This window comes from Snodgrassella communis (genome assembly GCF_914768045.1).
GTDB classification, from domain to species: Bacteria; Pseudomonadota; Gammaproteobacteria; order Burkholderiales; family Neisseriaceae; genus Snodgrassella; species Snodgrassella communis.
In genome coordinates, this window is the sequence record NZ_CAJZCD010000002.1 from 39,042 (window position 1) to 64,650 (window position 25,609).

A 25,609-nucleotide genomic window follows, 5' to 3' on the forward strand; every position below is an offset into this window, starting at 1 on the left:
ATAGAAATGATTTAATCATAGTTGCTGATTCTCAGCATCCAAAATACCATAATAAACAATAAAGAAGTTTTTAATCGCCCATGTAGCTTGTATCAGGTATCCGGGCGATTTTCGGTTACAATAATCGCTTGCCAAGAAAAAAGTAAGGACAAATATGATATGCGCTCAGGTGCGTGATTACCTGCAAACGCAAGGATTAAAAGTACCGGCAGAAGAAGTACAGATGGCCATATTGGCGATACAATCTGTATTAGAGCTGGCTCAGGCAGAAATCGATATGTCTGTATTGTGGTATGAAGAAAACGGATTCAGACTGGCACAAAAATTTGGCTTGGATCAGGCAGCATTGCGTCAGATACAGCCAGTTGATCTGTTTACCGCCAATAATAACAGCGCTTATACCTTGCGCCAGATGTATCTTGCTTTCGACTCAATAGCAAGCCGGCATCATAACGATACCTTTGCTGTATATTTATACGAAACAGATGACAAAGCAGGGCAGTTATATCGATTATTGGCTCAGGGCAGTAAATTGCCGGCCAGAATTGAATGCGGGCAGCAACAGGTGCAACAGTATCTATTTGCCCGAACAGCGACAACCGGCTGGCTGAATCAAGTAAATGACGTTCAGCAATGGCTTGCAGATGGCAACCTGAGCGGTGAACAGACCGGTGCCTCCCAGCTAGCAGCGCCCATAACCGGAGAGCAGGGGCAGATACTCGGCGTATTGCACACCACCCATCAGCATAATAATGCCATTACCGACGCCGAATTAATCGACTGGACAGCACTGGCCATAGCGATCACACCATTACTGCAAAATCTGCATAACGCCAGTACAGCACTTATCAAGGGATAAATATCATGACAACAACACATCAAAACCAGATTAAAGATCATAGCCCAGTACGCTTTATTGCCTCCTGCCGTTTACCAACACAGTGGGGTGAATTTACCATGTACGGGTTTGAAGACATACGCAACCGGCAGGAGCACGTAGCACTCACCGTAGGCGACATTGCCAGTGGCGAAGCAGTACTGGGACGAATTCATTCGGAATGTCTTACCGGCGATGCCTTATTTTCCAAGCGTTGCGATTGTGGCCCGCAGCTTGAAGCTGCCATGAAAGCCGTGCAGCAGGCAGGATGCGGCGTAATCGTTTACTTACGTCAGGAAGGGCGTGGCATTGGTTTATTAAACAAAATCAGAGCCTACAAACTACAGGATGAAGGTCTGGATACAGTAGATGCTAATCTGGCCTTAGGGCTACCCGTAGACGCCCGCGATTTTTCTCTGGCTAAAGATATACTTGATTATCTCGGTATACACTCAGTACAGCTAATGACCAACAACCCGCAAAAAGTGGCCACACTCCAGGCGCATGGTATCAACGTAGTTAATCGCATACCCCTGCATGTTGGACAGAATCCTGAAAATCAGCATTACTTGCATACCAAAATTGAAAAATTAAAACACTTTACCGACTAAATTACCTATCCAGTCTGCTCGCATTTCACAGTAACTACTTGCAGACTGCATTGAATACCACATTCATCATCTTTTCACCAATGCTGTATTTTTAATTTACAGTCCCCTCAACTGAGTAGTTACAGAGAATTAATCAATTACAGAATAATTTTATACACTTAACACAGTACAGCAGAGTGAAATAGAAGAGTGTTCACCTGAGTATTAAAATTGAAGCAGCCGGTTCAAACTGTAAATTAAATTCAGAAAGAACCGGCTGCTTCAATTTTTAAATAGAAATCAAGTGCCACCTGATTTACATATAATTAGTTTTAATTTCCCTCCATGACAGGCGTTTAAAGGAAATGGGACACATATTAACCCCTTCAAAATCAATGCTGTTACCCTGATTATCGAATCCTCCGATTAGTGAACGGAAGCAACTAGTAGGTTGTTTACGGTCACCACCACCGGGTATAAGCGGGCTGCGTAAGCCTGATTGAGAAGTAATCTTTTGATTCCCCCCGCCAATAAACGAATATGCTATCGTACCTTGTACGCCAACACTGCTTGATAACTCAGGATCATTGCTAATATGGGGATCATTCCGAGTCAATGCGCTACCAGTCAGCGCATTAAACTGAGTTGTGCGGCTATAGACATTTGTACTTTCATTGACAATCGTTGTATCACAAGGATCTTTCGGTTTAGTATCACCGGATACCGAATATGAGCGAGTTACCACGATGCCTGCGTATAAAAGCTGTTGTACAGGTGTTACCACACGCTCACCATCATTATTTAATTTAAAATACCATCCCTTATATCTTTGTTGAGAAAACGGCAAATTACTTAATTGACCTTTGCTGCCATTGTATGTCATGACTTGCTCTAAGAGTGAACTCTTATCAATTAAAGCATTATTGGTTTCATCCGGATCATCATAGATACCATAAATAGCTTGTTCATCATTATTATTCAAATCAGACTGGTAAATATTACTGCCCGTACCGAATACAATAACCAGTTTTTTATGGTCACTTGAATTATTCTGAGCCGTTTCGTTTTCAACCTCGTATATAGCAGGAGTAGCAGTTATTGGCGCTCCTGCCGAGAATATTTTAGTGGCAGTCCATTTGGCCGGATCTGGATTGCGCAGATCAAATCTGAATAAATTGCCGCCATAATCGCCTGCGTAAACCAGATCAGCAACGCCATCGCTGTCCAGATCATAAGCAACTGGGCTGGAGAGGCCGCCCGAACCGCCAGGACCTACCAGTTTGGCAATTTGCTCACCAGCTTTCATGCCCACTTTCGCATATCCCGCAGTGCCAACATCGATACCTAATGCATCATAAACAAATAAAGCAGATTCAGGAGATTGTTGCACCGGTTGAGCCATATTGTCAGAATAGTTATAGCCATTATTAATAAAGGCAGCCTCTCTAATATGATCGGTAACGGATGTCCATGAAGCTTTTACATCTTTGTTCACCCGGATGCGCGAAGCTATTGGTGTGCCTATCGTATAACCAAATTGATTATTAGCACCGGAAGGTGTCTGAAACAAGAATACATCCTTATACCAGTCACCGCTACTCATATTGTCGGCTGCTATAGGCGCACCGGAAATCAAATCATTCCCACCAATATTAATAGCGAAAGCACCACGTCCGGCTTGCCCCATATTGGAAATCATATAGATTACGCTTGGTGCATCTTTTCTTTTTTCAGTTTCATACACCGAGAATCCACCATTCAATAAATAGCGGTGAGGATGATCGGAATCTCTGCCATACTGATTATTAGTCAGATCTTTATAGTAATGAGCCACCAGATCACTACCATTATTACTCTGGCGCTCAATAGCCATTGGCATATAATTAAACTTCAGATCATAGGGATGGTCTGCATTATTAGTTGCGCGGAACACATAAACCATACCATCATTTGCAGAGGTAATCATATATTTCTGATAGTTGGTTTTATCAGTGCCCACGGATACCTTATCGCCGATAGACCGAATCGGATTATCCAGAATGTCGCCAATATTACGACGGCTTTCATCTCTAGTTTTTTCATCTATTTTGTCGCGCTGGCGATAATCCAGTACAAAATCATTTTTTTTAATTGCACTATCAGCTTTCGAGCGGGCATACCAGCTCAATAATCCTTCCAGCCACTCTGAATTATTTTGATAATTATTATTTGGTATCTTAAAATAATTATTATCAAATTTTTTCAATGAACTGGAGTACAGATAAGTATCTTGCCCATCGTTTAGCAATAGCTGACGATTGCCATAAGTTGGCTGCCTGTCGCATGAGGTTTTACTTGTATCATTCTTGGCATGAATACAGATTTTACTGCTCCAAGGGCCGGTATCTACTATTGCCGTAACAACAGAATCAGCAGACGTACCACCTGTTACCGCAACAGTAGGTACGGAAGTTGTCACATCGGTTATTGAAGTTGTTGTTGCTCCTTTGATTTCCTCAAATATCTCTTGAAATGCGTTAAGAATTTGCTGTTGTGAATTTGCATTAAAAAAGTATTTTGCATCTGGATTGGTTATTGGATCGTAATCCGGTCTGGGTGAAGCGCCATTGCGCAGATAGCTATGAGCAGTTTTTTGCAGGTTTGTCAGTCCTTTATAGCCAAGACCCACACCTATGGTAAATGTCTGTGCAGTCTGCGTGAATGTATCAGAGTGCCCCGGGTTGCCCGCTAGCGGATCAGGGCCATCCCATGGCTGACCAGCATCATCGGTAAGTCTTCTATCTTTAAATTTATTTGTATTAACATTGTAAGCACCGCCCCAACCATCAGTAAAATCTTTTGTATAGCTATATTTACCAAAACTTTTAGTGGCTAAAGTTTTTGTGTAATACTCTAATAAATGGGTGTGATCCACTACACCAACATTTGTCGGTCTGTAGTCATCCCCATCAAAATAGCCATCATATCCCCATGTCAGATTTGCTGCATACTTGGTAGAATCTGTTATTGGAAGGGTGCCTGCATCAAGACCGTCAGTTAGCAGAATCAGGTAGGATTTCTGGCAACGATATTGCAGCTTATTAATCATTGTATTTCTCACTACGCCATTCAGGCGAAGTGTGGTAGGGGTGCCGCCAGCAGCTATCAGTCCAGCAATATTATATTTTGTATTCCCATTAATATGATCCATGATCCAATCATATCCTTCTTTAGTTGAAGTATCATAGAAATGGTTATAATTTGCATATACCAAATTGTTGGTTTTTCGATCTCGCTCTGAAGTCAACCAGTTGTTCATCGGCTGAAGGCTATAATAGAAATCATTTCTGTAATCGTTTACAATCTTTGATAATACGGTTTGAACCATCTTAATTTTTCTTAATGGTGTTATGCCGTCAGCTTCCGTGTTCGCTTTACAAAAACCGTAATAAACTCGCTTATGCTGTTCTACCGGATGATCAGGATCATCGTAGTCGTCCATTAACCATCCCAGATCAGGCACGTCTATTCTGTCATTTTCATCACTCCAAGGCGAAGGAACGCCCCAGTTATTACATTTTTTTGTACGTGAATCTAGGCTTTTGCAAGTGTAAGTATAATATCGACAACTCCAGCCCATAGGATCAATCATACTGCCAGAATCATCAATATAAAAAGTAATGTTTGGCTTGATATTAAAAGCTGTTGTAGTAGTTGATTTACTTTGCAGATGTAAAGGTATATCAGCAAATATATTGTTTGCGGCCTGTGCCTGAAATATAAATACACCAAAAATACTGGCAATTGCTTTTGAAAGGATTTTTTTACCAATGCCAGCCTTGGAATTAGCATCCTTGTGATCCATATACATTTACTCTCCACTAAGTGTACAAGCAGTATCAAGCTCTATAAGTTGAATGCAACTTATAAAGTTAAAATAGATCATATTATTATCTACAAGACATAATTATTCAAATAAAAGGTTAAAATTTTCTTGTAAAATATTATTAATTCATATGAAGATGTTATAATTGGTTAATTAATTTACATATTTTTATGAATTAAAAATTAAATTGAATAAATTTAAGTTCAAATTTGTTGCATGATAGGTAATCTGCTTAAAATAATAATGTATGGGAATGTAGGGTTGGTTACACTTTATCTTAAAATGATAAAAGAATCGTCTGAAACTTATAAAGCGGTTTGGCCGAAATTATTTAATAGTTTTTAACGCAATTGTAGTAATTAATGAATCATTGAATGTTTTACATTTGGATTTTCCAATCCTGAGGTATTAACTGATTCTTTGACATTATGCTTGTTTATTATTAGAGTAATTTCTAAATTAGATAATATTGTACCTTGTTTACTTAGGTGGTGCCGTGGGGGCTAGGAAAAAATGTATTAGAGTATCATGTGTCTTTTGTTTGTAAATTCAAAATTCTATATTTGTGCTTTCTTGTTATGATAACACTTAATTTACTTTATTCTTTAAGGAAAAATTGTTAGTACGATTACTGGTATTTACATAATACACCATGACAAGAATTGATAGATTCAGATAAAAAATCTGTTTGATTCATATCGTAAGGTATACTTTGATTTAGATGACAATAAAGTTGATATTAAATCACTAAGCGAGATTTATAATTTAGGTATGCATGTCACAACAATCAGTATGAATCTTTCTGAATGCTTTGGATTGATTAGTGGTGAATATATTCATCAATTAAAGTTCAGTTAAAAGCTTATGATTACAAGCTTAAATCGAGGATATACATAATATTCATCGGTATTTGGATATGTCAAAGATGCCATATCAAATGGCTGCATCGATAGTGACGATTAACCATGCTGGTGCCAAAGTGAATAGAAAAAATTGCTTGGAAGGAATGATAACGAAATCAGGTTATGATTGAGATGAATGGCCAAAGGCGGTATTTAAAGAAGATGGGAAAGGTGCCGCGTTAGGTATTGATTTGGTAATCATAGTGGCGTTGAGTCAAGTATAGGAAATATTGTGTTAAATTTGCTCGACGGAACCAAGATTAAAATAAAGGTTTATAAATGGAAAATGATAAAAACCAAGTAGTAGATTTATTGATATCATATAATCAAATTTTAGTTCGAGCAAGATCTTACTCTGAGCAATTATCGCAGTGGGGCAAAGTAAATATTAAGCAAGATGCTGTAATTCATAATAATTATGTTATTTTTGATCCTTTATTTGCAGATGCTTTTGGCGCTAATGTTCTTTTAAAATTAACAGACAAGTTTGTCATCGATAAAAAAGCACAACGTTGTATTGTTACACCGTTTTATGTTAATAGTAGTAGTCATGTTGAAGTTGCCTCTGCAACTGAGAATTTTAAAATTAACATAAAGTTAGATTCGCCTTTATATTCTCTTTACTACGAAATCTGTGAAAGTGATGAGGTTTTTTATAAATTTACTTTTGTACCTACAGAAATCCCCATAGAGGCTCAATATCTTATTGATGATCCTTGGGGAGGGGAGAAAAATAAAGCTCTTAAACTTGGTTTTTTGTAATTAAATCAAATTATAAATTAAAATTATTTGATAAGAATCAGGTTAAAATTTTAAGGAAAGTGATTCTGAATGCTATTGATTGTGTTATTTACTATATATTAAATACGCAATAACAAAATAAAAAAAATAATATTATTAATATTGTGAGATGGTAAAAATGAAAAAAATTGCTGAAGCTGGTGATGGTTTATCGGGTGAGCTTTTTACTTAGATAAAGCTGGATAAAAAAATTTAGTAAATATAAATAAGTATGATTAGTTAATGATCACTATGGCTATTAAGAAATGGTACTCAGTCCGCTTGGAGTTAGACCAGCAAGGCTTGGGATACCGATTTTGTTGTGCTATTTAGCTGGATTACCCACTTAATACTGTTGATGATATGCAACTGCTTTGCGTGTGCTTAAGTTATCTAACCGACATCCCGCAACGTTTATACGCTATTTATTAGTAAAGTGGCGGTGACAATGTCAAAGAGAGGTAACTAGTCTGCTATGACTATACTGAAGTTTATCTATAGGTTTCGGTTACAGTTGGCGACGATTATGTAACGAATAGCTTTGCTTATGATATTGCCAATTAATTTAATGCACTTTCATTAATATCCGGCAGGATTTTCTTTGTATTATCGCTGGTAATGGCATTTTGGTGACGATAGATACAGCTTTTAGGCAATTTGATTAACTATTCATTTGGCTGGTGCTCTGTATAGGTACGATTAAGGTATCAGGTTTGCTTGAGGATGCTTTTGGTAATGTAATAGGGAGAGTGTTTTGTGCTTATGCATGAATTCAGTCAGCAGACTACTGAATATCATCAGAAGTAAATCTGGTTGATGTTATCTATGTTTAAATCTTTTGGGGTAATTTTGTGCTTTTGATTTATGTCTAAATAGTTTTGTTATGCAAGGCATTTTATTTCGACTTAATAATAATTTTTTGAATCTTTATGAAGAGGAGTTAGGCTAGCAAGAATAGTTCTTTACGCACATTGAAAGGAATGGCTGAAAATATGAGGCGTTGCGTTTGTATATTTTATATTTTAAAACAGTATATTATAAAATAATTGTTTGATGTGATTAAAAATAGCTTGCTGTGTTTCTTACTCTATGATTTAATACGCGCCTCAACAGTGCAGGGTGATTAGCTCAGTTGGTAGAGCGTCTGCCTTACAAGCAGAATGTCGGCGGTTCGACTCCGTCATCACCCACCAGTTTTTGTTGTTTATGCTTAGCATAAAACTTGCGCGGTGGTAGCTCAGTTGGTTAGAGTACCGGCCTGTCACGCCGGGGGTCGCGGGTTCGAGCCCCGTCCGCCGCGCCAATTTATGGTTTCGCTGTTTTCTTTTATGGGTGATTAGCTCAGTTGGTAGAGCGTCTGCCTTACAAGCAGAATGTCGGCGGTTCGACTCCGTCATCACCCACCAAATCTTTCATACTATCTCATTCTTAATTTCAGTTTAAATTTCCAAATTTCTATTAGGTTTTTGAACTATTGTTATTTTGTTATTGCTGTGTTTGTACAAATAAGTGCTTAAACATTGCTATGAATCTCTGAATAAGCTGATATGCATCTGTTTGTATATAATTGATATTTTTTGCTTGGCATAAATTATAAATTATTTTATAATTCTATGCTCAGTCAGTTTTGATTGTTTGTGCGGATATGGCGAAATTGGTAGACGCACCAGATTTAGGTTCTGGCGCCGAAAGGTGTAAGAGTTCGAGTCTCTTTATCCGCACCACAGATTTTAAAAGATATCTTAGAAATTAAGATATCTTTTTTATTTTGTTATTCCGTTTTGTTTATTCTCTTTAAGCTTTATTTAAGCTTATATCTGCTACAGTTTTTCAAAAATCGTTTATTTGTTTATTGATTTATTTTACGGGTTGAAATAAGTTTTATCTGAATCAAAGCCGGTTTATTTTATATTTTATTCGGTTTTATGCTTATGTAAATAAGCTTTCAGGATTATTTTATTGCTTTTAGTGAAAATAGCTGAATGTTTGATTGAATAATTGTTTTTAGATTTGAATATTAAAGCATTTATTTAGAATTTGGTTATAAGTTTATTTGCTGGATATATTGATTCCCATAGATGAATATTCCGATTTATTTCAATAAAAAACTGCACTGTCTGGCATAAAGCTGATGCAGGCAGTGCAGTTTATGATTCTGAAAATTGATTATTAAGGCTACATGGTATCTAAGGTATCTATACCTAATAAAGCTAAACCTTGTTGCAGGGTTTTGCCGGTAAGGCTGGCTAGCTGCAAGCGACTATTGCGTGTGGCCTCATCTGTTTTCAGTATTGGGCAGGCTTCATAGAATCGACTGAATAGGGTAGCAATTTGATACAGGTAAGCTGCCAGATAATGTGGATAGGCGGTATCGGCAACGCTATTAAGTATGTCTTCAAATTTAAGCAATTCTACAGCCAGTTGTTGTTCCAATGGTTCATTGAGGCTAATTTCGCTATTTTTATCCCATGTCTCTGCTTTGCGGAATACGCTTTGTACGCGGGTGTAGGCATACTGTAAATAGGGAGCTGTATTGCCTTCAAATGATAACATGCTGTCCCAGTCAAATATGTAATCGCTGGTGCGGTTTTTACTTAAATCAGCATATTTTACTGCGCCGATACCTACTGCGTGTCCAATATGTGCTATTTCGGCGGGGGACAGGTCGGGGTTTTTGCTGGCGACTAAGGCAGATGCACGAGTTACGGCTTCGTTGAGTAAGTCCAGTAATTTTACGGTGTCACCGCTGCGGGTTTTAAAGGGTTTGCCATCTTTACCCATCATGGTGCCAAAGGAGACATGTTCTGCGAGTACGCTTTCCGGTAGCCAGCCGGCTTTGCGGGCTACGGTAAATAATTCTTGAAAATGCAGGCTTTGGCGTGCATCTACAACATATAAGAGGCGATCGCCATGCAGGGTATTAATGCGATAGCGTACACAGGCTAAATCGGTACTGGCGTAAAGGAAACCGCCATCTTTCTTCTGGATAATGAATGGCATTGGTTCATCATCCTGATTTTTAAATTCTTCAAGAAAAACTACTTTAGTTCCATCGCTGTCTACAGCGATGCCTTTGGCCAGCAGTTCGTTTACGGTTGGTTGTAGCTGATCGTTATAGAATGATTCGCCGGTTACATCTGTAGGTAATAGTTTTAACCCCAGTTTTTGGTAAACAGCCTGAGCATGTTGTAGTGATGTTTGTACAAATTGTTGCCATAAAGCCAGTACGCTGGCTTCTCCGCTTTGTAATTTGACTACATATTCGCGGGCGGTATTGGCAAAATTTTCGTCTTCGTCAAAGCGTATTTTGGCGTTACGGTAAAATTGTTCCAAATCGGCTAGTTCCAGATCGGCACGACCGTTTTGTTGCTGTTCTGTCAGATAAGCTACCAGCATGCCGAATTGGGTACCCCAGTCTCCTACGTGGTTCTGTGCAATAACTTTGTGCCCCAGAAAAGACAATACTCGGTTTAGGCTGTCTCCAATAATGCTGGAGCGTAAATGCCCTACGTGCATTTCTTTGGCAAGGTTGGGAGAAGAATAGTCGATCACTATGGTTTGTGGTTCGCTGCTGTGAGTAATGCCTAAATGATCATCCTGTAAAGCGCTCTTGATATATTGAGCCAGTTTTTCCGGTCGCAGATGCAGGTTGATAAAGCCAGGGCCAGCAACTTCTGCTGTGGCAATTAAGGGGTTCTCTTGTAGGGCATCGGCGACTTTCTGAGCCAGTTCGCGTGGGTTTTGTCTGGTTTTTTTGGCTGCACCCATGACGCCATTGATTTGATAATCACCAAAGTCTCTGTTTTTGGCTGGTTGCAGGATAATTGGGTGTTCGGTTAATCCGGCTGCGCTGAATGCCTTTTCAACTTCAGTGGCAACTTGTTGATATAATTTCATGTTGGTTTAATGATTAAGCAAATGGTTCATTTTCGCATAAATATGTGTAAATCGCATTATTGGTTTAGCTAAAGGTAATGTTGCTAGGGTAACTTTAGACTACAAAATAGTCTCTTTGTATTTTATTTATGCAGTATTCATTCTGTTAATTAGCAGTATGAACCTTAATAATTTTTTTGTGGGAATATGCATAAAGTGGGGTAGCTATTATCTTATCGCTCTTACTTGATAAAACCAGTGGCAACGATTTTTTTCTTTTTATGGTTAGTTGATGCGATGTCTGTTGGCGATTATTGTGAGCTTGGTTCATTATATCTTTTGGGTAACAGATGAAGCGATAGATGATGCGGCAGGAGGTTTCGCAGAAGTCTATATTAAGGTTGGTATACGCAAGAGGTTTAAAAATGTCATTGGTTCTAAAAGCTCAAATGAAATTTTTTCAAAACTCAAAGAGACAAGGTACGCAACAGGCAATCCTAGTTATGTAAATGATGGCGTATGAGCTGTCTGTGGGGTATATCAGTGTTTAATAAAACTGCTCAATCACTGCTGGTCAGAAATGCTGATCAAGACAAGTGAATGTTAAACCAGAACCAGTAATTGCAGGCAACCAATAACAGGGTAAAAACGACAATAAAAAGCATGTTAATATACATAAGGTTGAAGTTAAAACTACCTCAAGCACGGTGAGGGGTAATACCGTGGCTGCAATGAAAGAGGCGTAGAACTATCTATTTAATCAATTAGGAACGTCAATGATATGAAGAAGTTAATTTTAACGACTGCAACATGTTTAATTGCCGCAACGTCTGCGTCTGCAAAAGATTTCAACTGGGAACAAATCGCCCACACTCCAGATGGCTTTATTTTATATGCAGATAATAATTTTTATGAAGGTCAGGATTTTGCGTGGATCATAATCAAGGAGCCTAAACCCTTTGAAACGCCAAAAGGTAATTCTGCCGATTCCACAATGCTAAAAGTTCATATAAATTGTCAAAAAAATTTAATGAAGATGGCTGATACTGCTTATTTAAAAAATAACAAAGTTATCGAGACGGATAATGATGTTAAAGAGAATGCATATAAAAAAATTAAGGCAGATACGATGTTCTCAGTAATTGCAGATTGGTATTGTTCATCTTGACTTATCCGTAGCAACTTAGATAAAACTTTGATACTGCAAAAGGAATTTTTATGTCTAAGCCATCTTTGACAAATGAGCTTACTCGCTTGTATGAATTGCTGGAGAAAGGGGCGATTACACAGGAGGAGTATGAGGAACATAAGGCTTTATTATTAAACCAAGCCCGCGGTGCATCTTCACAGAATGATGGCTACAGTAGTAGTCCGGCACAGGCTAAACCAGCAAGTGAAGTACCACAAATTATCATCAATCAAAGCTCATCAGTTGCCGCGTCAGCCAGTGCAACTGCTGTAGCCAAAAATGGCGGTTGTTTAAAAAGTGTTTTAGCTGCAATTGGTTTTCTGGTTGTAATTGGTGCAATTCTGAAAGCTTGTTCTAGTGACGAAAAAACAGTATCAAGTACGCCTGCATCAGAACCGGCTGCTCAGATTGTTGCTAATGCAGTTAATCAGGAGGCTGCTCAGGAAAATATGCAGGCTGCATTACAAACTGCGAAGCAGGAGAATACAGCAGTAAATAATGAAATAAATGCGTTATGGACTGATATGGATGCGGATGTGCGCAACCATTTAAAGTCTCAGCAGCTTGCATGGAACCAGCAAAAGAAGAGGCAGTGCCAGTCAAACCAATACCCTACGCCGGAGCAGAATCAAATTGAGCATTTAAACTGTGAGACAAGCCTAACACACACACGCATATCTGAACTGGAAATACTACAGAATCAGCTATATGCGGAAGTAAAGGAGGCGAAGCTACAAAAGCTAAGGCAAGAGGCAAATGATTCATTGGAAGTACTACAGTCAACATGGGATTCCATACCGGAACCGATTAAGGATCAGCTGAGTACAAACTTTAAAAACTGGACTAAGAGTGCGGATAATGAATGCGATTCTGCAAAGCCGGCTGATACACAGGTGCAGACAGATATCAACCGATACATTTGTAGAATAAAGCTGGTAAAAGCTAAAACCAAGGAGCTTGAGGGTTATAAAATTTAATCTTGATTATGTTGCAGATTCAAGCTGGTTTAGTGCTGGCTTTTTTATTGAGGTAAATGATGCTGCTAGTTGGGGGTATTCTGAATGTACCGAATTTCAAGGAACTTAATGTTATTTGCAATAATACGCTTAGTCGATAACGTCATTTCCATGAAAAACAATAATATGCTCAATATAGCAAGGCATTTGTCGAAAAAAGCTTCTTTGCCTGTTACAACAAAATAGCTAGCTCGTATAAGGCTACTGTGTAGCATTCAAAGGAGCAGTCGGGGGCATGAATGTGTAGCACATTGATTGGCCAGATTGAAACATTGGCGGCCAGTACGCTTAAATTTCATATCATCACGCCTGAATACGTCTACGCCAATGCTTGTATTACGGGGTATGACAGGACAAGAAAGGTATCAGGTGGTGCGCAGTTGATTAAGGTTAATCTGTATTTTTGATCTTTTTAAATTCGCAGTTAGGTTTTTTCTTATCTCTGTTTTAAGTAGGCGATGCTTTTTTGAATAATATTATTCAGGCTAGATTGTTTTTTATCGGTTAGTGGCTAAAGATAAGTGTGTTCTGCGGTAGCTGATGATGGTATATCAATGATATGTCATGCGTACAATTTTGAAAAAATATTCAGCATTATATGTACCTGTAAATGAGTCTAGGGCAGGGTTCTAGCTGGCTATCTTTGTCTGTGCACTCAGCCGACGCGATAAAAGGCCAGGCTACCCAGCAGGTTTGGCAAGAAGGATACGCGCTTATTGCCACTCATTACGGCACGTTGTAGAATTTTTAAATGATTTTTGCTGCATAATCTGTCGAAATCCTGAAGTGTACACCAGTGAATGTTGGGGGTGTTATACCATTGATAAGGCATGCGTTCTGATACTGGCATATGTCCACCAAGGGCGATTTGCAGGCGATTGCGCCAGTAGCCAAAGTTGGGAAAGGTTACAATGGCTTCTCTGGCGACGCGTTTCATTTCCTGCAAAATATTTTCGGTGTTTTTCATGGCTTGAATGGTTTGGCTCAATACAATGGTATCAAAGCTATTATCGTTAAAGTGTTGTAATCCGGCTTCCAGATCGGCCTGTATGACGTTGATACCACGCTGCATGGCAGCTAAAACACTGCCGGTAGCAATTTCCAGCCCATAGCCTTGACAATTTTTGTGTTTGATCAGGGCGGCGAGTAGTTCACCATCTCCACAGCCTAAGTCGAGCACTCGGCTATTGGGGGTAATCCAGTCAAAAATCATTTTTAAGTCACCACGCAGTGACGTTGATGATGTATTCATTGTGTTAGCTCAGTAGCAATATTATTAAAATAAATACGGATGGCGGCCTGATAGTCGGGATCTTCCATTAGAAATGCATCATGACCGTGGGCAGACTGGAGTGCAATATATTGCACGGGTTTGTTGGCAGCAACTAGTGCGTCAAGCAATTCTTGTGAACGTCTGGGTGAGAAGCGCCAGTCACTGCTGAAGCTGGCAATAAGTATTTTTGCCTGAATTGCTGATACTGCGGTAATTAAATCACCGGCATAGTCACGTGCCGGATCAAAGTAATCCAGTGCTTTTGTCATCAGTAAATAGCTATTGGCATCGAATACGTCGGCAAATTTGTCACCCTGATAATGCAGGTATGATTCAACTTCAAATTCAACGTTGTAATCATACTGAAAGTTTTGTTGACGCATCTGACGACCAAATTTTTTGCCCAGTCCGTCTTCCGCCAGATAGGTGATGTGTCCCATCATGCGCGCTATACGTAAGCCGCGGCGGGGAATCCGTTGTTGTTGTGCATAATGTCCCTGACAATAGTCGGGGTCGGTAAGTATGGCTTGTCGAGCCACGTCATTAAAAGCAATATTTTGTGTCGATAAACGAGGTGCAGAGGCAATGATCAGTGCATGACGTAAACGTTGTGGCTGATCAATAGCCCATTGTAATGCCTGCATTCCGCCCAAACTGCCACCCATTACTGCTGCCCACTGCTGGATACCGAGCCGGTCGGCAAGCATGGTCTGACTTTTAACCCAGTCTTTTACTGTAACCATGGGGAAATCAGCACCATATGCTTTACCGGTAGCCGGATTGATGCTCAGTGGTCCGGTACTACCATGGCAGCCGCCCAGATTATTGAGGCCAACGACAAAAAATCTATTGGTATCAACTGGTTTTCCGGGGCCAACCATGTTATCCCACCAGCCAGGGTGTTTGTCGTTACTGCTGTGGTAGCCGGCAATGTGATGATTTCCAGACAGTGCATGGCAGATTAGTACGGCATTAGTTTTGTCTGCGTTAAGGGTGCCATATGTTTCAACCATCAATTCAAATTGTGGTAATACACAGCCGTTTTGCAAGGTTAATGGGCTGCTAAAAGACCATTTCTGCGGGGTAACAATGCCAATGCTGTCTATTTCTTTCATGAGTATAGGTAAAAGAATAGAAAACTGGCATTATAGCGACTTTGTCTGATTTGCACAGATTTAACGTGTTTTGAGGGAGATATGTTAGGACGATTGCTGCGTCTGTTTATTGTGATAATGTTGTTGGGGGTGGTGTTAAGGTATGTACTTGGAAAACAGCAACAGCAAACTTTTGGTTATTGGGTTAATTGTCTGGCGCTGATTTTGCTGCTGGTTACTTTATTGATGTGGCTGTTATATGCACTGAAAACGGTTTTCTGGTAAAACGGGATTGTTGGTGTTTTCCTGATAAGATATCCGGCCAGCTATTCTGGCCGGCCGGATATTGAGTTTGCTTTTTTACAGTAAACTGCTAATTTCTGCTTTTTCTTCTTCAAGTTCTGCTAGAGTTTGGTTGATACGCTCTTGGCTGAATTCGTCAACTGGCAAATCTTTGATGATAGTATATTCACCATTTTTACAGGTCATGGGGAAGCCAAATACAATTCCCTCCGGAATGCCGTAAGAACCATCGGATGGTACTCCCATGGTAACCCATTCATCGTCACTGCCGATTACCCAGTCATGAATCTGATCAATAATGGCGTTTGCGGCACTTGCAGCTGAAGATAGTCCACGGGCTTCTATAATGGCCGAACCGCGTTTACCAACTTTAGGTAGGTATTCGTTTATATACCAGTCCTGATCGTTGATTATTTCAGCTACGTTTTCATTTTCTACGGTGGCAAAACGGTAATCGGTGTACATGGTAGGGCTGTGGTTTCCCCATATGCACAGTTTTTTGATTTTACTCACTGGTTTGCCGGTTTTTTCAGCTAGCTGGCTAAGTGCGCGGTTTTGATCCAGTCGCATTAGTGCAGTGAAGTTTTTTGCCGGTAAATCTGGGGCAGATTTCATGGCGATATAGGCATTGGTATTGGCTGGATTACCAACTACTAGTACTTTTACATCGCGGTTGGCAACTTTATTTAAAGCTGCGCCTTGTGCTGCAAATATTTCTGCGTTTGCCTGTAGTAGGTCACTGCGCTCCATCCCTTTGCTACGCGGTCGGGCTCCGACGAGGATAGCTATGTCCGCATCTTTGAATGCTACCTCTGGGTCATGCGTGGCAAACATGTCAACCAGCAGTGGGAATGCACAATCCTCTAATTCCATCATTACGCCCTGAGCCGCGGTTTGTGATTGGGGTAAATCAAGAAGTTGCAGAATCACTGGTGTGTCCTTGCCAAGCATGTCGCCACTGGCAATACGAAACAGTAAAGCATAACCAATCTGGCCGGTAGCACCCGTTACGGCAATGCGTACAGGTTTTTTCATAACTTATCCTCTTATTAAATGATAAAAAATAACTACTAGGATTTTTTCTTGTCTTTAGGATGGGGGATTAGGCAGTCCTACAAAAATTTGGCGCGTATGATAACAAAATTCTATTTAAGGTTAAATTAATTGGCGTAAATACATTGATGCTTTTTGAGAATGTTGAACATGCTGAAATAGTTTTTCTATGTTGTTTTAATGTTTGTATAAAAATTTTATAAGGATTTGTTTATATGAGTTTGGTATGTCATATATGAAGTTTGAATCAATTTGCTATCAATATATCTGTATAACGATAAGGTAAAAAAGCAGGTTTGATCGGTATTGAATAAACCTAGTCTGGTGGTGGCCGCTGGTGGGATGCAGTCCTACTGGCAGGTTTAAAAAATGAAGAACTGGTTTTAGCAGTTATGTTGGTAAGGTGTGTTGGTTTTACTAAAGTAATCGGTGAATTAATTTAGTTGTTGCATTCTTGCCAGATTTAAATGGGTTGTTTGTACTTTGTTGCTACAGTTTTTATGCTTTTTGTTGATTAAACAAATTGTTTTGCCGGATACTGCTTAGCAATGGTGTCATCAGGCTTTATTGCAGTTAGAAACAGTCAGGCTGTTGAGGAACGGACATGTTTTTGCCGGCAATTTCGTCAGGTGTATTTTAAGCCAGAGTACGGTGTACATTATGAGTGGCACTGACATTATTTATGGTTGGTTAATCAATCTTTGCAGTTAAGCGGTATGTATGTCTGCTGGCTTGATATGCTAATTGTAAATAAATTTTGTGTTGTGTTTTTGCATATTTGCTAAAAACGAGGTCAATTGCTGTAAATTTCGGTTGTAGCGGCTTAGGTCGCTGGTTTTTGAGTTTTAAATTATTTAATAATCAAGAGGAGTTATCGATGCAAAATGAAAGGCCAGTGTATCTGGATATACATAAGATACGATTACCTATTCCGGGTATTGTATCTATTTTTCATCGCTTTAGTGGTGTGGTGCTATTTATCTGTATTCCGCTGTTGTTATGGCTGTTTTCAGGTACGCTGTCCCATGAATCTGCGTTCAATACTTATCATGCGCTTATGCAACATCCGTTGGTAAGGTGCATTCTTTTTGTTTTGTTGCTGGCATATGTGTATCACAGTCTGGCGGGTGTTCGTTTTCTGCTTTTGGATATTCATAAAGGCACAGAACTGAATACAGCTCGAACTTCTGCTAAAGCCGTGGTTGTGTGCGCAATTGTCTTGACCGTTATTATTTATGGAGCGTGCTGGTTATTATGATTGATCGTAAATTGGCCGGCGCGCACTATGGTCTGCGCGACTGGATTATGCAGCGTATCACTGCGGTATTCATGCTGGTGTATTCAGTACTCTTTTTAATCATGATTATTTGTTTACCGCACAGTTATGAGCAATGGCAGTGTTTTTTTGCTCAAACCTGGGTACGTCTGGTTACACAAATTTTTGTGCTGGCGCTGATATTACATGCTTGGGTTGGTATTCGTGATTTGTGGATGGACTATATTAAACCTGTAGGTTTACGTCTGTTTTTACATGCTGCCACGATTTTATGGCTGGTTGGCTGTCTGATTTATTCTGTTAATGTGATTTGGGGGTTAGCATGAGTATGCCCAAGAGTTTACCGGTACGTCGTTTTGACGCTGTAATTGTTGGTGGCGGCGGTGCAGGGCTTCGCGCAGCTTTGCAACTTTCAAAAGCAGGTTTGAATACAGTGGTGCTGTCTAAGGTTTTTCCAACCCGTTCTCATACGGTTGCTGCGCAGGGGGGTATTTCTGCCTCTCTTGGCAATGTGCAGGAAGATCACTGGAACTGGCATATGTACGATACGGTTAAAGGTTCGGACTGGCTGGGTGACCAAGATGCGATTGAGTTTATGACGCGCCGCGCACCTGATGCTGTTGTGGAGCTGGAGCATATGGGTATGCCGTTTGACCGTGTTGAATCCGGCAAGATTTACCAGCGCCCGTTTGGCGGACATACTGCCGAATTCGGTAAGCGTGCAGTAGAACGTGCCTGTGCTGTGGCAGACCGTACCGGCCACGCAATGCTGCATACTCTGTATCAGCAAAATGTACATGCGGAAACTCAGTTTTTTGTTGAGTGGGCTGCTCTTGATCTGATTCGTGATTCCGAGGGTGTGGTGATTGGTGTGATCGCCATGGAAATGGAAACGGGTGATGTTTTCGTTCTGCATGCTAAAGCGGTGTTGTTTGCTACAGGTGGTGCGGGTCGTATTTATGCTTCTTCTACTAATGCTTATATGAATACCGGTGATGGACTGGGTATGGCTGCACGTGCAGGTATTCCTCTGGAAGATATGGAATTCTGGCAATTTCATCCTACTGGTGTGGCAGGTGCCGGGGTTTTGATTACTGAGGGTGTACGTGGCGAAGGCGGGATTCTGCTAAACAGTGATGGTGAGCGTTTTATGGAGCGCTATGCACCTACTGTGAAAGATTTGGCTTGCCGTGATGTGGTTTCGCGCGCTATGTCCATTGAAATCCACGAAGGGCGTGGTGTTGGTAAGAATAAGGATCATGTTCTGCTGAAAGTCGATCATCTTGGTGCAGAAAAAATTATGGAAAAATTGCCCGGTATTCGCGAAATTTCCATTCAGTTTGCTGGTGTGGATCCGATTAAAGATCCGATTCCGGTGGTACCAACTTGTCACTATATGATGGGCGGTATTCCTACTAATTATCATGGTCAGGTGGTGATGGCCAAAGGGGATGATCTGGAAGCTCCAGTGCCTGGTTTTTATGCAGCAGGTGAATGTGCCTGTGCTTCGGTGCATGGTGCTAACCGTCTGGGTACCAATTCATTACTTGATCTGGTGGTGTTTGGTAAGGCGGCTGGTGATCATATGATTGATTATATTAAGAAGCAGGGTGCGCATCGTGAGTTGCCTGCTGATGTGGGCGAGAAAACACTTGCTCGTCTCAGCCGTCTGGAAAATCAGACTAATGGTGAAGAAGTATCTGAAGTACGCAATGACTTGCAGCGCTGTGTTCAGTCACATGCAGGTGTGTTCCGTACCGATGCTTTGCTACAGGATGGCATTGAGAAAATTAATGCGATTGCTGAACGCGTAGCCAAAACGCAGATTCATGACAAGAGTAAAGTGTGGAATACAGCACGGCTTGAAGCGCTGGAACTGGATAATCTGATTGAGGTTGCTCAGGCTACGCTGGTTTCCGCTGCTGCACGTAAAGAGTCACGTGGCGCCCATGCTTCAGATGACCATCCAAACCGTGATGACGAAAACTGGATGAAACACACACTATATTACGCAGAAGACCAGCATCTGGAATATAAACCGGTACATACCAAACCTTTGAGTGTGGAATATATAAAGCCGGCTGAACGCGTTTACTAAGGAACTATCAAGATGGAAAAAATCCGCTTTCAAGTGTACCGCTACAATCCTGATGTGGATGCCAAGCCGTACATGAAAGATTATGAACTCGAAATCGAACCTACAGATGTGAAGCTGTTGGATGCGCTGATTAAGCTTAAGGCACAGGATGACAGCTTGTCTTTTCGCCGCTCCTGCCGTGAAGGCATTTGTGGTTCTGATGGGATGAATATTAATGGTAAGAATGGCTTGGCCTGTTTGACTGATATTCGCAGTTTGAAGCAGCCAATTGTTTTGAAACCACTGCCTGCTTTGCCTGTTATCCGTGATTTAATTGTTGATTTTACGCAGTTCTTTAATCAATATCATTCGGTTAAACCCTATTTGATTAATGATACGGCGGCACCGACAGGGGAGCGTTTACAGTCACAGGCGGAACGCAAGGAGCTGGACGGTTTGTATGAGTGCATTTTATGTGCCTGCTGTTCTACGGCATGTCCTTCATTCTGGTGGAATCCGGATAAGTTTGTGGGTCCGTCCGGTTTGCTGAATGCATATCGTTTTATTGCAGACACTCGTGATACGCGCACTAATGAACGTCTGGATAATCTGAATGATCCATACCGGCTGTTTCGTTGTCACACGATTATGAATTGTGTTGATGTTTGTCCAAAACATTTAAATCCAACGCAGGCTATTGGTAAGATTAAAGATTTAATGTTAAGAAGAGCGATCTGATGCAGTATTTTGATGATGTTGCTAAACGTCGCATACGCTGGTTAACTCGTCGTGGTTTGCTGGAACTGGATATTATTTTAGGCCGCTTTATGTCTTGTGCCTTTGACCAGTTATCTGATGATGATTTAAATGCGTTTGTGGCGTTAATGGATCTGCCGGATCCAGAAATTCTGGCATTGATCAATCAGTCCGATCAGTCTGAAAGCTATATGTATCCGCAGTTTGAGCCTGTTCTTGAAAAAATCAGGCAGGCTCAATTTCTATAAACCGCCTTTTTTTGTTAATGTTATTAAAATTATTTAATTTAAATAGAAAAAGTGAAAATTAAGGAGTTGGAGATGATTAAGAACGCTATACTTACCATCGAAGGGCAAGAACCTTTTGAGATGCCGGTATTGTCCGGTAGTTTGGGACCAGATGTGATTGATATTCATAAATTGTATGCTGGTACTAATATGTTTATGTTTGATCCGGGATTTACTTCAACCGCATCCTGTGAATCAAAAATCACTTTCATTGATGGTGAAAAGGGGCAGTTATATTATCGGGGATATCCTATTGAGCAGTTGGCAGAATACAGTGATTATCTGGAAACCTGCTATTTACTGATTTATGGTGAGTTACCTGATGCAGTCGAAAAGCAGAAGTTTGAACTGGGTGTCTTGCGTCATAATATGGTGCATGAGCAGTTAACCTGGTTCTTCCGAGGATTTCGTCGTGATGCTCATCCGATGTCAATGATGGTAGGGGTAGTAGGTGCCCTGGCAGCGTTCTATCAGGATAGTTTGGATATCAATAATCCTGATCATCGCCGAATTGCTGAATACCGCATGATTGCCAAGATGCCCACTCTGGCAGCCATGTGTTACCGCTACTCAAAAGGTTTGCCATTTAATTATCCGCGTAATAGTCTGTCTTATACTGGCAATTTTATGCATATGATGTTTGCTAAGCCAACTGAGGACTATGTAGTTAATCCTGTGTTGGAACGTGCTTTGGATAGGATTTTCATTTTGCATGCTGATCATGAGCAAAATGCTTCTACATCAACTGTACGTTTGGCTGGTTCTTCAGGTGCTAATCCTTTTGCCTGTATTGCTGCGGGTATTGCCTGCTTGTGGGGGCCGGCTCATGGTGGTGCCAATGAGGCAGTTTTAAAAATGCTGGATGAAATTGGTGATGTTTCCCGCGTTGAAGAATTTATGCAGGGGGTTAAAGAAAAACGTTATCGTTTGATGGGCTTCGGGCATCGTGTATACAAAAACATGGATCCACGTGCCAAAATTATGAAACAGACTTGCGATGAAGTATTGAATGAGCTGGGATTGCAAGATAGTCCCAAATTCAAATTAGCAATGGCTCTGGAAAAAATTGCTTTGGAAGACCCTTATTTCGTTGAACGCAAGCTTTATCCGAATGTCGATTTTTATTCGGGTATTGTTTTGAGTGCATTGGGCATCCCTGTTGCGATGTTTACTGTACTTTTTGCTTTGGCTCGTACGGTAGGCTGGGTTTCACACTGGCATGAAATGATAGCTGATCCGAATCAGAAAATTGGCCGTCCACGACAGCTATACACTGGTTCAGGTCGACGCGATTATCTATCTGTAGATAAACGCTAATCATTTTATGAGTTCAGGCAGCTTTATAGCTGCCTGAAACATACTGATGCTTCATCCCCATGTATGCGCGTGGTGATCTGGAATCGGTATGTTGATATGCGGTAATCTGGAATCGGCATTCGATTCTCGAATTGAATATTGGTAGGGGATAGTGATATTCCTGTTTTATTAGTTTAAGGTAAAAAAGGGTTTTTACCATGATGGAAGAAAAAACCAGTCTTTCTTATTTATATGGTGCCAATGCTCCTTACATTGAGGAGCTTTATGAGAGCTACCTAAAAGATCGAAATTCAGTTGATGAATACTGGAAAGATTATTTTGACAAAGTAGCTGCAATGCCGGGTTACGTTGCCAAAGATATACCGCAATTACCAATTCAGGAATCTTTTGTCAATCTGTCCAGACAGCATGGAACTGCTGCTCAAGGTAGTGTTGATTTAAATATATTACAAAAGCAGGTGTCAGTATTAAATCTGATGAATGCTTACCGTATTCTGGGTAGTCGCAATGCCAATCTGGATCCGTTAAAACGCCGCTCTAAAGAGTATCTGGCTGAATTGGATCCGGCACAATATGGTTTGACGGCTGCCGATATGTCTATTAGTTTCTATACTGGTAGTGATTTTTCACGCAGTCCGAAGCTCCCTTTATCTGAAATTATTAATAAACTAGATCAGACTTACTGCGGTACGGTAGGTGTGGAGTTTATGCACATTACTCGTCCGGATGAACGCAATTGGGTTCAGGAACGGGTAGAAAAAGATTTATCAGCAGGTAGCTTCACTCCTGAACATAAACGTCGCATTCTGAAACAATTGACTGCTGCTGAAACTCTGGAACGTTATTTGCATACCCGCTATGTTGGCCAGAAACGTTTTTCACTGGAAGGCGGTGAAAGTACGATTGTTGCACTGGATTATCTGACGCAGCATTGTGGTGAACAGGGTGTAGAAGAAGTCATGATTGGTATGGCTCACCGTGGCCGTCTGAATGTGCTGGTAAATATCCTTGGTAAGGAACCACGCGATTTATTCAGCGAATTTGAGGGTAAATATACTACCACTCTGCCAAGCGGTGACGTGAAATACCATATGGGCTTTACTTCCGATCTGGCTACTGGCAATGGTCCGTTGCACGTTTCGCTGGCTTTCAACCCTTCTCATCTGGAAATTGTTAATCCGGTAGTGGAAGGTGCTGTTCGTGCACGTCAAAAACGTCGCGGTGAATCTGGTCGCCAAGCTGTGCTGCCGGTATTGATTCATGGCGATTCTGCCTTTATTGGTCTGGGTGTGAATCAGGCTAATTTCAATCTGTCTCAAACCCGTGGCTACACCACTGGTGGCACTATTCATATTGTGATCAATAATCAGATTGGCTTTACTACTTCTGATTTGCGCGATACACGTTCAACTGTGTATTGTACCGATCTGGCTAAAATGGTTGATGCACCGATTTTCCATGTGAATGGTGATGATCCTGAGGCTGTGAGCTATGTGGTAAGTCTGGCCATGGACTATCGCAAGTCATTCGGCAAAGATGTGGTAGTAGATATTGTTTGCTTCCGCAAACTGGGTCATAACGAAGGTGATGATCCAATGCTGACACAGCCAATGATGTATAACAAAATTCATCAGCATCCGGGAACACGTGCGCTGTATTCAGACCGTCTGGTAAGTGAAAATGTGATTACTAAAGAACAGGCGGATGGGCTGATTCAGGCTTACCGCGATGCGCTGGATAAAGGTGAACATGTTGAGCAGACTACGCTGACTGATTACAACCATAAGTATGCAGTAGACTGGACACCTTATATGGGTACACACTGGAATCATCCGGTTGAAACGGGTATTCCTGCCGCAGATATTCAACGCTTAACTGCAAAATTCACTGTGCTTCCGGAAGGTTTTACACCACATAATACGGTGAAGAGAATGCTGGCCAATCGTGTTGCTATGGCTGAGGGTACACAGCCTGTTGACTGGGGTATGGCTGAAACACTGGCTTATGCCAGTCTGGTAAGCAATGGCAATGGTGTGCGCATTTCAGGTGAAGATTCCGGTCGTGGTACTTTCTCTCATCGTCATGCTGTACTTCACGACCAGAAACGCGAAAAAAGCGATGCTGGTGCTTATGTGCCGCTACGCAATCTAAGCGAAAATCAGGCTTCTTTCTTGGTAATTGATTCAATTCTGAATGAAGAAGCTGTGCTGGCCTATGAATACGGCTTTGCATGCAGTGCGCCTGATCAGCTGGTTATCTGGGAAGCGCAGTTTGGTGACTTTGCCAATGGTGCTCAGGTTGCAATCGACCAGTTTATTACTTCTGGTGAAACCAAATGGGGTCGTTTGTGTGGTTTAACTGTGATTTTACCTCACGGCTACGATGGTCAAGGACCTGAACATTCTTCTGGTCGTCTGGAGCGCTGGTTGCAATTGTGTTCTGAAGAGAATATTCAGGTTGTGATGCCATCAGAAGCATCTCAGATGTTCCATGTGTTGCGCCGTCAGGTATTGCGTCCATATCGCAAGCCACTGGTTATTTTCATGTCCAAACGCTTGTTGCGTTTCAATGAATCCATGAGTCCACTAAGTGATTTCACTGAAGGCCATGCTTTCCGTCCGGTAATTGGTGATCAGGTTGAAGGCAATGAAAACAGTGTTAAACGCGTGATTCTGTGTGCCGGTCAGGTGTACTACGATATTAATAAAGCGCGTTTGGAACGTGATCTGGGCAAAGATATTGCGATTGTACGTGTGGAACAGCTATATCCGTTCCCATATGAACAGCTGGCTGCTGAATTGAGCCGCTATCCTAATGCAACTGAAATCCTGTGGGCTCAGGAAGAGCCAAAAAATCAGGGTGCTTGGTTCCAGATTCGTCATCGTATTGAAAAAATTGCAGGCAGCCAGCAAAAAGTTATTTTTGCCGGTCGTCCGGCCAGTGCTTCACCAGCAGTGGGCTATATGAGTAAACATGTCGCTCAGCTGAAACAATTGGTTGATGATGCTCTGGAATTAAAATAATACGAATCCATTCTGAATATTTGGCCACCTAGGTGGTGGCCTTTGGCCTTTTTTA

At 41.0% G+C, this 25,609-nt stretch carries 20 protein-coding genes and 4 tRNA genes; 19 read left to right on the forward strand and 5 right to left on the reverse strand.

The annotated features are described in order from the left end of the window. Window positions 1-154: 154 nt before the first annotated feature. Both MJ761_RS02210 and ribA read left to right on the forward strand, forming a co-directional pair. Window positions 155-859 carry a hypothetical protein gene (locus MJ761_RS02210; RefSeq protein WP_093090754.1) on the forward strand — a complete coding sequence of 235 codons (705 nt, stop codon included), beginning with the start codon at window positions 155-157 and terminating at the stop codon, window positions 857-859. A 5-nt stretch (window positions 860-864) separates the two neighbouring features. Further along, complete coding sequence (gene ribA / locus MJ761_RS02215; protein ID WP_093090752.1) at window positions 865-1,488, forward strand: GTP cyclohydrolase II; 624 nt, start codon at window positions 865-867, stop codon at window positions 1,486-1,488. Between the two features lie 295 nt (window positions 1,489-1,783). On the opposite strand, the gene MJ761_RS02220 is transcribed toward ribA, so the two are convergent. Then, window positions 1,784-5,098 (reverse strand): PilC/PilY family type IV pilus protein, encoded by a 3,315-nt coding sequence (locus tag MJ761_RS02220; RefSeq protein ID WP_239392853.1) that lies wholly within the window; start codon window positions 5,096-5,098, stop codon window positions 1,784-1,786. A gap of 1,415 nt (window positions 5,099-6,513) precedes the next feature. On the opposite strand from MJ761_RS02220, the gene comJ reads away from it, so the two are divergent. The 5 genes from comJ to MJ761_RS02245 all read left to right on the forward strand — a co-directional run bounded on the left by comJ (window position 6,514) and on the right by MJ761_RS02245 (window position 8,738). Next, a complete protein-coding gene (gene comJ / locus MJ761_RS02225; RefSeq protein WP_093090747.1) occupies window positions 6,514-6,996 on the forward strand; it encodes a competence protein ComJ in 483 nt (160 codons plus the stop codon). 1,135 nt (window positions 6,997-8,131) lie between these two features. Beyond that, window positions 8,132-8,207 (forward strand) — tRNA-Val (locus MJ761_RS02230). Window positions 8,208-8,240: 33 nt separating this feature from the next. Beyond that, window positions 8,241-8,317: transfer RNA gene (locus MJ761_RS02235), tRNA-Asp, on the forward strand. 27 nt (window positions 8,318-8,344) lie between these two features. After that, window positions 8,345-8,420, forward strand: a tRNA-Val gene (locus MJ761_RS02240). A 233-nt stretch (window positions 8,421-8,653) separates the two neighbouring features. Then, window positions 8,654-8,738, forward strand: a tRNA-Leu gene (locus MJ761_RS02245). A 451-nt stretch (window positions 8,739-9,189) separates the two neighbouring features. On the opposite strand, the gene argS is transcribed toward MJ761_RS02245, so the two are convergent. After that, entirely contained in the window at window positions 9,190-10,911 is a 1,722-nt protein-coding gene (gene argS / locus MJ761_RS02250; protein WP_093090745.1) for an arginine--tRNA ligase, read from the reverse strand. A 295-nt stretch (window positions 10,912-11,206) separates the two neighbouring features. On the opposite strand from argS, the gene MJ761_RS02255 reads away from it, so the two are divergent. The 4 genes from MJ761_RS02255 to MJ761_RS02270 all read left to right on the forward strand — a co-directional run bounded on the left by MJ761_RS02255 (window position 11,207) and on the right by MJ761_RS02270 (window position 13,502). Further along, the gene (locus MJ761_RS02255; RefSeq protein ID WP_239392852.1) at window positions 11,207-11,413 is read left to right on the forward strand and encodes a hypothetical protein; all 207 of its coding nucleotides are present in this window, start codon (window positions 11,207-11,209) and stop codon (window positions 11,411-11,413) included. A 258-nt stretch (window positions 11,414-11,671) separates the two neighbouring features. Continuing rightward, window positions 11,672-12,058 carry a hypothetical protein gene (locus tag MJ761_RS02260; RefSeq protein WP_093090741.1) on the forward strand — a complete coding sequence of 129 codons (387 nt, stop codon included), beginning with the start codon at window positions 11,672-11,674 and terminating at the stop codon, window positions 12,056-12,058. Window positions 12,059-12,108: 50 nt separating this feature from the next. Further along, a complete protein-coding gene (locus MJ761_RS02265) occupies window positions 12,109-13,056 on the forward strand; it encodes an SHOCT domain-containing protein (protein WP_093090739.1) in 948 nt (315 codons plus the stop codon). A gap of 278 nt (window positions 13,057-13,334) precedes the next feature. Continuing rightward, a complete protein-coding gene (locus MJ761_RS02270) occupies window positions 13,335-13,502 on the forward strand; it encodes a hypothetical protein (protein ID WP_176715024.1) in 168 nt (55 codons plus the stop codon). A 248-nt stretch (window positions 13,503-13,750) separates the two neighbouring features. Here the strand turns inward: MJ761_RS02270 and metW are convergent, their stop codons facing one another. Both metW and metX read right to left on the reverse strand, forming a co-directional pair. Further along, window positions 13,751-14,347 (reverse strand): methionine biosynthesis protein MetW, encoded by a 597-nt coding sequence (gene metW, locus MJ761_RS02275; protein WP_093090737.1) that lies wholly within the window; start codon window positions 14,345-14,347, stop codon window positions 13,751-13,753. After that, complete coding sequence (gene metX / locus MJ761_RS02280) at window positions 14,344-15,483, reverse strand: homoserine O-succinyltransferase MetX (protein WP_093090735.1); 1,140 nt, start codon at window positions 15,481-15,483, stop codon at window positions 14,344-14,346. The genes metW and metX overlap by 4 nt, the downstream gene beginning before the upstream one ends. An 81-nt stretch (window positions 15,484-15,564) precedes the next feature. Between metX and MJ761_RS02285 the strand changes: the two genes are divergently transcribed. Beyond that, entirely contained in the window at window positions 15,565-15,747 is a 183-nt protein-coding gene (locus tag MJ761_RS02285; RefSeq protein ID WP_093090733.1) for a protein MIGRI, read from the forward strand. A 75-nt stretch (window positions 15,748-15,822) separates the two neighbouring features. On the opposite strand, the gene MJ761_RS02290 is transcribed toward MJ761_RS02285, so the two are convergent. Beyond that, window positions 15,823-16,800, reverse strand: a complete 978-nt coding sequence (locus MJ761_RS02290) for a malate dehydrogenase (RefSeq protein WP_093090731.1) — start codon at window positions 16,798-16,800, stop codon at window positions 15,823-15,825. An 895-nt stretch (window positions 16,801-17,695) separates the two neighbouring features. Between MJ761_RS02290 and sdhC the strand changes: the two genes are divergently transcribed. The 7 genes from sdhC to MJ761_RS02325 all read left to right on the forward strand — a co-directional run bounded on the left by sdhC (window position 17,696) and on the right by MJ761_RS02325 (window position 25,554). Further along, on the forward strand, window positions 17,696-18,076 hold the full coding sequence (gene sdhC / locus MJ761_RS02295) for a succinate dehydrogenase, cytochrome b556 subunit (RefSeq protein WP_037405781.1): 381 nt from the start codon (window positions 17,696-17,698) through the stop codon (window positions 18,074-18,076). After that, on the forward strand, window positions 18,073-18,420 hold the full coding sequence (sdhD, locus tag MJ761_RS02300; RefSeq protein ID WP_093090729.1) for a succinate dehydrogenase, hydrophobic membrane anchor protein: 348 nt from the start codon (window positions 18,073-18,075) through the stop codon (window positions 18,418-18,420). Before sdhC ends, sdhD begins: the two co-directional genes overlap by 4 nt. Window positions 18,421-18,422: 2 nt before the next feature. Continuing rightward, window positions 18,423-20,192, forward strand: a complete 1,770-nt coding sequence (gene sdhA, locus MJ761_RS02305) for a succinate dehydrogenase flavoprotein subunit (protein WP_093090727.1) — start codon at window positions 18,423-18,425, stop codon at window positions 20,190-20,192. 12 nt (window positions 20,193-20,204) lie between these two features. Further along, complete coding sequence (locus tag MJ761_RS02310; RefSeq protein ID WP_093090725.1) at window positions 20,205-20,909, forward strand: succinate dehydrogenase iron-sulfur subunit; 705 nt, start codon at window positions 20,205-20,207, stop codon at window positions 20,907-20,909. Next, window positions 20,909-21,175: an FAD assembly factor SdhE gene (locus MJ761_RS02315; protein WP_093090723.1), complete on the forward strand. Its 267-nt coding sequence runs from the start codon at window positions 20,909-20,911 to the stop codon at window positions 21,173-21,175. The genes MJ761_RS02310 and MJ761_RS02315 overlap by 1 nt, the downstream gene beginning before the upstream one ends. 72 nt (window positions 21,176-21,247) lie before the next feature. Beyond that, the gene (gene gltA / locus MJ761_RS02320) at window positions 21,248-22,531 is read left to right on the forward strand and encodes a citrate synthase (protein ID WP_093090721.1); all 1,284 of its coding nucleotides are present in this window, start codon (window positions 21,248-21,250) and stop codon (window positions 22,529-22,531) included. Between the two features lie 197 nt (window positions 22,532-22,728). Continuing rightward, window positions 22,729-25,554, forward strand: coding sequence for a 2-oxoglutarate dehydrogenase E1 component (locus tag MJ761_RS02325; protein ID WP_093090719.1), 2,826 nt, complete (start codon window positions 22,729-22,731; stop codon window positions 25,552-25,554). The last annotated feature ends 55 nt before the right edge of the window (window positions 25,555-25,609 follow it).

Bases quoted from the DNA above. Each gene is read 5' to 3' on its own strand.
- MJ761_RS02325 (WP_093090719.1), top strand. From the start codon at position 22,729: ATGATGGAAGAAAAAACCAGTCTTTCTTATTTATATGGTGCCAATGCT.
- sdhA (WP_093090727.1), top strand. From the start codon at position 18,423: ATGCCCAAGAGTTTACCGGTACGTCGTTTTGACGCTGTAATTGTTGGT.
- metX (WP_093090735.1), bottom strand. From the start codon at position 15,483: ATGAAAGAAATAGACAGCATTGGCATTGTTACCCCGCAGAAATGGTCT.
- MJ761_RS02315 (WP_093090723.1), top strand. From the start codon at position 20,909: ATGCAGTATTTTGATGATGTTGCTAAACGTCGCATACGCTGGTTAACT.
- MJ761_RS02210 (WP_093090754.1), top strand. From the start codon at position 155: ATGATATGCGCTCAGGTGCGTGATTACCTGCAAACGCAAGGATTAAAA.
- ribA (WP_093090752.1), top strand. From the start codon at position 865: ATGACAACAACACATCAAAACCAGATTAAAGATCATAGCCCAGTACGC.
- sdhD (WP_093090729.1), top strand. From the start codon at position 18,073: ATGATTGATCGTAAATTGGCCGGCGCGCACTATGGTCTGCGCGACTGG.
- MJ761_RS02260 (WP_093090741.1), top strand. From the start codon at position 11,672: ATGAAGAAGTTAATTTTAACGACTGCAACATGTTTAATTGCCGCAACG.
- sdhC (WP_037405781.1), top strand. From the start codon at position 17,696: ATGCAAAATGAAAGGCCAGTGTATCTGGATATACATAAGATACGATTA.
- comJ (WP_093090747.1), top strand. From the start codon at position 6,514: ATGGAAAATGATAAAAACCAAGTAGTAGATTTATTGATATCATATAAT.
- MJ761_RS02270 (WP_176715024.1), top strand. From the start codon at position 13,335: ATGTGTAGCACATTGATTGGCCAGATTGAAACATTGGCGGCCAGTACG.
- MJ761_RS02220 (WP_239392853.1), bottom strand. From the start codon at position 5,098: ATGATTGATCCTATGGGCTGGAGTTGTCGATATTATACTTACACTTGC.
- MJ761_RS02265 (WP_093090739.1), top strand. From the start codon at position 12,109: ATGTCTAAGCCATCTTTGACAAATGAGCTTACTCGCTTGTATGAATTG.
- MJ761_RS02310 (WP_093090725.1), top strand. From the start codon at position 20,205: ATGGAAAAAATCCGCTTTCAAGTGTACCGCTACAATCCTGATGTGGAT.
- MJ761_RS02290 (WP_093090731.1), bottom strand. From the start codon at position 16,800: ATGAAAAAACCTGTACGCATTGCCGTAACGGGTGCTACCGGCCAGATT.
- MJ761_RS02285 (WP_093090733.1), top strand. From the start codon at position 15,565: ATGTTAGGACGATTGCTGCGTCTGTTTATTGTGATAATGTTGTTGGGG.
- gltA (WP_093090721.1), top strand. From the start codon at position 21,248: ATGATTAAGAACGCTATACTTACCATCGAAGGGCAAGAACCTTTTGAG.
- argS (WP_093090745.1), bottom strand. From the start codon at position 10,911: ATGAAATTATATCAACAAGTTGCCACTGAAGTTGAAAAGGCATTCAGC.
- metW (WP_093090737.1), bottom strand. From the start codon at position 14,347: ATGAATACATCATCAACGTCACTGCGTGGTGACTTAAAAATGATTTTT.